The sequence below is a fragment of the Lactobacillus sp. ESL0228 genome (assembly GCF_003692825.1).
In the GTDB taxonomy this organism is placed as follows: domain Bacteria; phylum Bacillota; class Bacilli; order Lactobacillales; family Lactobacillaceae; genus Lactobacillus.
In genome coordinates this window covers 227,265-234,631 of the sequence record NZ_REHJ01000011.1, presented here as the reverse complement: position 1 = coordinate 234,631, position 7,367 = coordinate 227,265, and the positions used below count along the sequence as shown (strand labels likewise).

The window sequence follows — 7,367 nt, the reverse complement described above, 5'->3', positions numbered from 1 at the left end:
ATTAGTTCCCTCCGATAACGATAAGCAACGTCTATTTTACCATTTAAGCGGGATGTTTTCCACAGGTGAATAAAAATAATTCAGAATTAACAAGATGTGGATAAATATTTTGTGAGAATACACAAAATTTGCTTAAAAAAGCACGTTAAAAAAATAATTCGCATGATCTTCTGTGGATATTTTTTATTATAATAACAGTACTTGAGCTAGATTACACGACGAAATATCCACATGCTGTGCATAATTTTTTAAACAAGCTGGGAAATGTGCATAATCCTGTGCAAAGCACTGTGACTTGTCTGTTGTGGATAAAATTACGGGTCTTTATGTTAACATGCGAGGTCTGTGCGTGGCTGCTTAAATGGGACGTAAAATCCGTTATTGCAATTTTGTTATGGGTTGCACGTCGCGGTTTGCCGCGGTTTAATAAAACAAAAAAAGCAGTGCCCGCATTCACGGGTACTGCCAAATGGGGCATTATAGGACAAAAATTTACTCTTGCGCTGGCCGTAGCGCTTGGTAACTTGGTCTAGTTTAATAATTGGTGTTGTCATTATTGGTCCTCCTTTTGGCTAAATAGCAGTTGTTTGACGCTAGATTTGCGCAAATACAGTAATCCGAATAATAATTGCAGGATGAACTTGATGCTGACGACTAGAATACCGACACGCGAACGCAGCAGGATAGTCGTGAGCAATTCCAGTATGAAGCTAAACGTTAAAAAGAGCAGGGTCTTGCGGTAAATGTTGGAAAGACTGTAGCCGAGAAACTTCTTCACGTTGAAGAAGTTTTGCTGAGAAACCTGGTAGATGCGGATGATCGCGTAGACCAAGGTCATTGACAAGACTAGTAGCAGCGCGTCGATACCATCGAAGAGGTAGAGCGTGTAGGTCAGATCCTTTTGAGCGCCCTTGATGTATTCGCTAATGGAAATAAAGACCGGTTTATACGACGTTATCCATGAATTAGTAAAAATCTGCTCCTTGGTCTTCTGCGACATCTGTTCAGTATCAATCTTAGCCGACCCGCTCTGTGCGCTTAAGTTGTCTGTTTCAAAGAAGGTCATGTTGGCAGGCGTGGCGACAAGAATGATTGTCCGATTCATCCGCAAGGGTTCCGTCGTCTCTGTTGCCCAGGTGAAAACCTCGTCAAATTTTGCAATATTGAAAATCTTTTCTTTAATAAGTGATTCAGTTGTAGTATCTAATTCTGTAATAGCATCAGTTACTAAAGCAATATAACCTTTAATCATTAATAATAAATCTTGGCGATGAGGTAGATTCCCTTGCGTAATTATGCGCTCTAGTCGTGTGAGTTCACTGCATGAGTTTTGATAATAAGAATCGTTCATCAATTTGATTAGCTCTTGTTCACGATCATATTGTAATTTCTTTTCTGGATTTAATTCTGCAAAAAAATTTGCAGCCGGGATGCCGTTATAGTCCAAAAGTTTGATCAAGTCATCGGCAGTGATCCGATTGAGGCCCTTTTCCACCTCGGAATAGAAAGAAGGACTGATTGCTGTTCCAGCCCATTCTCTTGGGGTTTTGTTTGCGCGCAGGCGATATTGTTTTAATAATTCACTTGTTGTCATTGGTGGCACCTCAATTCGGATACTTAGTCAATGTCTTTACTACTATTTATAAGCTTAATTACGTCTTGTTATAAGCTTAATTACGTCTTGAGAACATACAATACCGCATAAAAGCGGATAGTTATATTGAAGTGGCTATCAAGTGTCGTTTTTTATCCTGAAGCACTTCTAAGAAAGCGCTTGACATTATACTATTGGCTGAATATCATTAAATGATAATGATTGTTTATTAAGTGAGGAGGAATTGCGATTGATTAATGAACAAGACTATATTAAGCAAGGGTTGAAAGACGATGGTAACCTGAAGTTAATATTGAGAGGCAGTGTCGAACACAGTAGCAGGGATGCTGAGGTCAAAGTAGGTGTGGTTAGCGTAGTTTATGCGACTCATAATTGTCAAAAAGCCCGGCAGAAGTTTGCGGAACTAACCGCGGCTGCAAAAGACGATTACTACATGGTTTACAGCTGCCCTCTTGACACGGATTTGCCCACGCTGGAGCACTATCCTTCAATCCAAATCGGCAAGGACGATTTGGTATAAGAATGTGTTTATGACCAGCTTTGCGGATTTGTTTGAGAATAATTTATGATCAATTATCTGTCTATCCAGTGATTAACTCCATCTTTTTTTCGATTTTACTTGGTTTTTTACTTTAATCATGATATTCTAGATACTAAATTGTGCAGCTAGCATATAAAAAATTGGAGGTGTAGTTTAATGACAACTAAAAGAACTTACCAACCTAAAAAGCGTCATCGTTCACGCGTTCATGGCTTTATGAAGCGGATGAGCACATCAAATGGCCGTAAGGTTTTGGCTAGACGCCGTGCAAAGGGTAGAAAAGTCTTATCTGCTTAAACCACTGAATCCCAGTGGTTTTTTTAATATACAAGAGTGGAATGAAGCATTTTGAGAAAGTCTTATCGAGTTAAAACTGAAAATGATTTTCAACGAGTTTTTATAGCTGGTAATTCAGTTGCTAATCGAGCATTTGTCATCTACCGAATAGATAAACCGGAGAATGCTCATTTTCGTGTAGGAATCTCAGTCGGTAAAAAAGTGGGGCATACGGCAGTAGTTCGTAATCGCCTTAAACGCTATATTCGTGCGACTCTGATTGAGAATAAATCAGCAATTGAGCCGCAGATTGATTTTTTAGTGATTGCCCGACCATATGCGCGTGACTTTACAATGGCAGAAGTAAGAAAAAATCTGCTTCATGCACTTGTTTTGGCTAAGATTATTGAAGAAAAATCTGAAGAAGTTGAGGAAGATTAGAGTGAGGGACATTTTAACTAAAAAGAATGTCAAGCGTGTGCTTGCGCTACTAGCAGTGATAACACTAGCCGTTGTGCTAACGGGATGTGCGTCAGCAGCTACCAAGCAGCCAGCCCCAGTTTCACATACAAGTGGCAACTGGTGGGATCGCTGGATAATTTATTATATGTCAACGTTCTTATTATGGCTTGCTAAACTGATGAATAACAATTATGGCTGGGCAATTATTGTCTTTACTATAATTGTTCGCATAATTTTGTATCCATTAAGTGCAATTCAAATTAAGAGCACGACCAAGATGCAGAGTGTGCAGCCTGAAATTGATGCTTTGCGCAAAAAATATCCTGGTAATGATACAGAATCGCGGACACTACTTTCGCAAGAAACTAATAAGCTCTATAAAGAAGCTGGTATCAATCCTTATGCGGGCTGTCTGCCACTAATTATTCAGCTGCCTGTGATGTATGCTTTATACGGTGCCATTTGGCGTACACCACAACTTTTGACTGGTCGGTTTTTATGGATGGATTTAGGTAAACCTGATCCATATTTCATTATGCCAATCCTATCAATGATTTTAACGTTTTTGTCAACGTATATCAGCCAATTATCAACGCCCAAGGAATCACAAAATTTATCAACCAAGATGATGACTTATGGAATGGCAATTGTAGTTGGTGTAATGGGAATTTATTTCCAGTCAGCAATAGTTTTATACTGGGTGATTTCTAATCTCTTTCAAGTTGGTCAAACTTTTATCTTGCAGAATCCGATTAAATACCGGCGTGAGCAGGAGGCCAAATTACAAGCCGAGCGTGAGCGTAAACGGCAATTAAGGAAAACGTATAAACGGTTAAAACGGAAAAAATAAATAGCTAATCTAAAATGATTTTTAGATAAAGTAGTCAAAGTGCTTTATACATCATGGTTATTCATGATGTTGTAATGCGCTTTTTTTATTGAAAGGAGTTAAATTATGGCACAAACTTTGACAGAATTTGATACAATAGCTGCTATTTCTACACCGATTGGAGAAGGTGGCATTTCGATTGTGCGAATGTCCGGTGATGCGGCCGTAGAAATTGCCAATAGGGTTTTTAAAGGTGGTAATCTACTTAAAGTTTCAAGCCATACAATTCATTATGGGCATATCATTGACCCAGAAAATAATCAGGTGATTGATGAGGTCATGGTGTCCGTGATGCTTGCACCCAAGACTTTTACACGTGAAGACATTGTCGAAATTAATTGTCATGGTGGGATTGTTGTAACCAATCGTATTTTGCAACTGTTGTTAAAAAGCGGTGCCCGGATGGCTGAACCGGGTGAATTTACTAAGCGGGCCTTTGTTAATGGTCGAATTGATTTAACCCAAGCTGAAAGTGTCATGGATATTGTTCGGGCTAAGACAGATCGGGCTCGGCAAGTCGCGGAAAAGCAACTAGAAGGTGGATTGCTGAAAAAAATAAGAGCTATGCGCCAACAAATTTTAGATACATTGGCCAATGTTGAGGTCAATATTGACTATCCTGAATATGATGCGGATACAATTACTGCTGAACAGATTACCAAGGTTTCAAAAGCAGTTATCGAAAAAATTGATGAAATGTTGAAAACTGCTACTGAAGGCACGATATTACGTAATGGCTTAGCCACTGCTATTATTGGTCAGCCAAATGTTGGTAAATCATCCCTTCTTAATTATTTAACAAAAAGTGACACAGCAATTGTTACCGATGTTGCAGGTACTACAAGAGATACGCTAGAAGAATATATTTCAGTTAAGGGTGTTCCACTTAAATTAATTGATACGGCAGGAATTCGTGCTACCGATAACAAAGTGGAAAAAATAGGAGTTGAGCGCTCGAAGCAAGCATTGGCTCAGGCAGATTTAGTTTTATTACTCTTTGACGCAAGTCGAAAATTATCGTTAGAAGATCGAGCATTAATTAAAGCGACTAATCATAAAAAACGAATAGCTGTTTTGAATAAAACAGATTTAGGTCAAAGAATCAGTGTAGAAGAGATTAAGAAGCTAACTGGTAGTAAAGTAATAGCTACATCTATTTTGCATGAGAAAAACCTTGATCTATTAGAACAAGCAATTAATGAACTTTTCTTTAGTGGAATAGAAAATTCTAATGATCAAATAATGGTAACTAATCAGCGTCAAGTAGGACTACTTGAAAAGGCTAAAAAACAGCTTCAGGACGTAATAGCTGCATTAGATAGTGAAGTCCCACTAGATATTGCTCAAATTGATTTTACGGGTGCTTGGAATACACTGGGAGAAATAACTGGTGAAAGCAGTCCAGATGAACTGATTAATGAATTATTTAGTCAATTTTGTTTAGGAAAATAGGTGCAAAAAGATGATTAAAAGTTACGATTCGAACGATTACGACGTAATCGTTGTGGGTGCTGGGCACGCAGGCTGTGAAGCCGCATTAGCTAGTGCAAAAATGGGTGAAAAGACCTTGCTGTTAACGATTAGTTTGGATATGGTTGCTTTTATGCCATGTAACCCTTCGGTTGGCGGCCCTGCCAAAGGAACGGTTGTGCGTGAAATTGATGCACTTGGTGGTCAGATGGGTAAAAGTATTGATGCCACGTATATTCAAATGCGAATGCTTAATACGGGTAAAGGACCTGCTGTGCAAGCACTTCGAGCTCAAGCAGATAAGTGGAAATACCATGAGCATATGAAAAATGTGATTGAGAACACTCCAAATCTTACATTACGTCAGGCTACGGTTGATGAACTGATTGTAGAAAATGGAATATGTAAAGGACTAATTACTAATACTGGCGCTAGATATTATGCAAAAAGTGTTGTTTTAACCACTGGAACATCTGCACGTGGTCGAATCTATATTGGTGAATTAAATTATTCATCAGGACCTAATAACACGATTCCAGCTATCAAGTTATCTGAAAATTTAGAGAAATTGGGGTTTAAGTTGCGGCGCTTTAAGACTGGAACCCCACCACGTGTTAACAGCAATACGATTGACTATTCTAAAACAGAAGAGGAACCAGGGGACAAAACACCGCGTCATTTTTCTTTTGAAAGTAGGGATGAAGATTATCTCAAAGAGCAGGTTTCTTGTTGGATGACATACACTAATCAAGCAACGCATGAGATTATTAATGACAATCTGTCGCGCTCACCGATGTTTTCAGGTCAAATCAAGGGAGTGGGCCCACGATATTGCCCTTCGATTGAAACAAAGATTGTTCGTTTTGCAGATAAACCACGGCATCAGATTTTTCTTGAACCAGAGGGAAAGGATACAAAAGAAGTATACGTTGGCGATTTTTCAACCTCAATGCCAGAAGAAATACAACTAAAAATGTTACACTCCGTTGCGGGTCTTGAGCATGCAGAAATGATGCGACCGGGTTATGCAATTGAATATGATGTGGTTGATCCATGGCAACTTAAACACACGCTAGAAACCAAGATAATTAAAAACTTATTTACTGCAGGCCAGATGAACGGTACTTCTGGATATGAAGAAGCAGCTGGTCAGGGATTAATTGCTGGAATTAATGCAGCGCTGCGTGCTGCTGGCAAGCCTGGGTTTACTTTAGGGCGTGATAAGGCTTATATCGGCGTTTTGATTGATGACTTGGTTACTAAGGGAACCGAAGAACCCTACCGATTGCTTACTTCAAGGGCAGAATACCGTTTGATTTTGCGTAATGATAATGCTGACTTGCGATTGACAGACTATGGTTACGAATTAGGACTCATTTCGCAGCAACGTTATGATCAATTTTTGACCAAAAAAGAGCAGATTAAGAAAGCAACTAATGTGCTTCAAAATATTACAATTCATCCTGAAAAAAAGGTGCAAAAATATTTAACTCAAATTGGTGAAGGGCAAATGACTGCAGGTATTAGAGCAGACCTCTTTTTACGACGCCCACGTGTCAAAATTGTCGATATTGAACAATTGAGTGGGGTGTCTATTTCGAATGATCGCTATGTTAAAGAACAAATTGAAATTAATGTCAAATATGCTGGTTACATTCAAAAAGAACAGCAACAAATTGATCGATTGCATCGGCAAGAAGCTAAAAAAATTCCAACTAAGATTGATTATGAAGCGATTGAAGGCTTGGCAACAGAAGCACGTCAAAAATTTGAGAAAATCCGTCCAGAAACTATTGCTCAAGCAGAGCGAATTTCAGGAGTTAATCCAGCTGACATTGCCATTTTAAGTGTTTATGTTCAAAATGGTCATTACGCAAAAGTAAAAAGATAAATTTAGCAAAAATTTAAAAAATATTTTATAAAAAAATTTAAGGAAAGTGGTACATAAATATCGACTCAATGATCAGGCAATCACAAGTATAAAAACTGATATTATAGAAAATGGATAAAAAATAATTAAACTTTGTGAAACTTATATTTTTATATAGCGCTTACATATTTGTAATAGCTTAGAATTTAATATACTTGAAATTGTGAAATTATATGTTTTAATA

Annotated in this window: 8 protein-coding genes; 7 read left to right on the top strand and 1 reads right to left on the bottom strand. The window is 38.2% G+C overall.

Annotated elements, in window-relative coordinates:
* Positions 1 to 326 precede the first annotated feature (326 nt).
* Entirely contained in the window at positions 327 to 533 is a 207-nt protein-coding gene (locus F5ESL0228_RS08170) for a hypothetical protein (protein ID WP_147441051.1), read from the top strand.
* A 20-nt stretch (positions 534 to 553) separates the two neighbouring features.
* Here F5ESL0228_RS08170 and F5ESL0228_RS08165 read toward each other — a convergent pair whose 3' ends face one another.
* On the bottom strand, positions 554 to 1,594 hold the full coding sequence (locus F5ESL0228_RS08165) for a helix-turn-helix domain-containing protein (protein ID WP_122023439.1): 1,041 nt from the start codon (positions 1,592 to 1,594) through the stop codon (positions 554 to 556).
* 250 nt (positions 1,595 to 1,844) lie between these two features.
* Here F5ESL0228_RS08165 and F5ESL0228_RS08160 point away from each other — a divergent pair, with 250 nt between their 5' ends.
* The 6 genes from F5ESL0228_RS08160 to mnmG all read left to right on the top strand — a co-directional run bounded on the left by F5ESL0228_RS08160 (position 1,845) and on the right by mnmG (position 7,144).
* Positions 1,845 to 2,135, top strand: a complete 291-nt coding sequence (locus tag F5ESL0228_RS08160; RefSeq protein ID WP_233551622.1) for a hypothetical protein — start codon at positions 1,845 to 1,847, stop codon at positions 2,133 to 2,135.
* Between the two features lie 177 nt (positions 2,136 to 2,312).
* Complete coding sequence (gene rpmH / locus F5ESL0228_RS08155) at positions 2,313 to 2,453, top strand: 50S ribosomal protein L34 (RefSeq protein ID WP_003549412.1); 141 nt, start codon at positions 2,313 to 2,315, stop codon at positions 2,451 to 2,453.
* A 51-nt stretch (positions 2,454 to 2,504) separates the two neighbouring features.
* Complete coding sequence (rnpA, locus tag F5ESL0228_RS08150) at positions 2,505 to 2,873, top strand: ribonuclease P protein component (RefSeq protein ID WP_122019549.1); 369 nt, start codon at positions 2,505 to 2,507, stop codon at positions 2,871 to 2,873.
* Position 2,874: 1 nt separating this feature from the next.
* The gene (locus F5ESL0228_RS08145; RefSeq protein ID WP_122019546.1) at positions 2,875 to 3,744 is read left to right on the top strand and encodes a membrane protein insertase YidC; all 870 of its coding nucleotides are present in this window, start codon (positions 2,875 to 2,877) and stop codon (positions 3,742 to 3,744) included.
* Between the two features lie 105 nt (positions 3,745 to 3,849).
* Positions 3,850 to 5,235, top strand: a complete 1,386-nt coding sequence (mnmE, locus tag F5ESL0228_RS08140) for a tRNA uridine-5-carboxymethylaminomethyl(34) synthesis GTPase MnmE (protein ID WP_122023438.1) — start codon at positions 3,850 to 3,852, stop codon at positions 5,233 to 5,235.
* A 10-nt stretch (positions 5,236 to 5,245) separates the two neighbouring features.
* Positions 5,246 to 7,144 (top strand): tRNA uridine-5-carboxymethylaminomethyl(34) synthesis enzyme MnmG, encoded by a 1,899-nt coding sequence (gene mnmG, locus F5ESL0228_RS08135; protein ID WP_122019538.1) that lies wholly within the window; start codon positions 5,246 to 5,248, stop codon positions 7,142 to 7,144.
* The last annotated feature ends 223 nt before the right edge of the window (positions 7,145 to 7,367 follow it).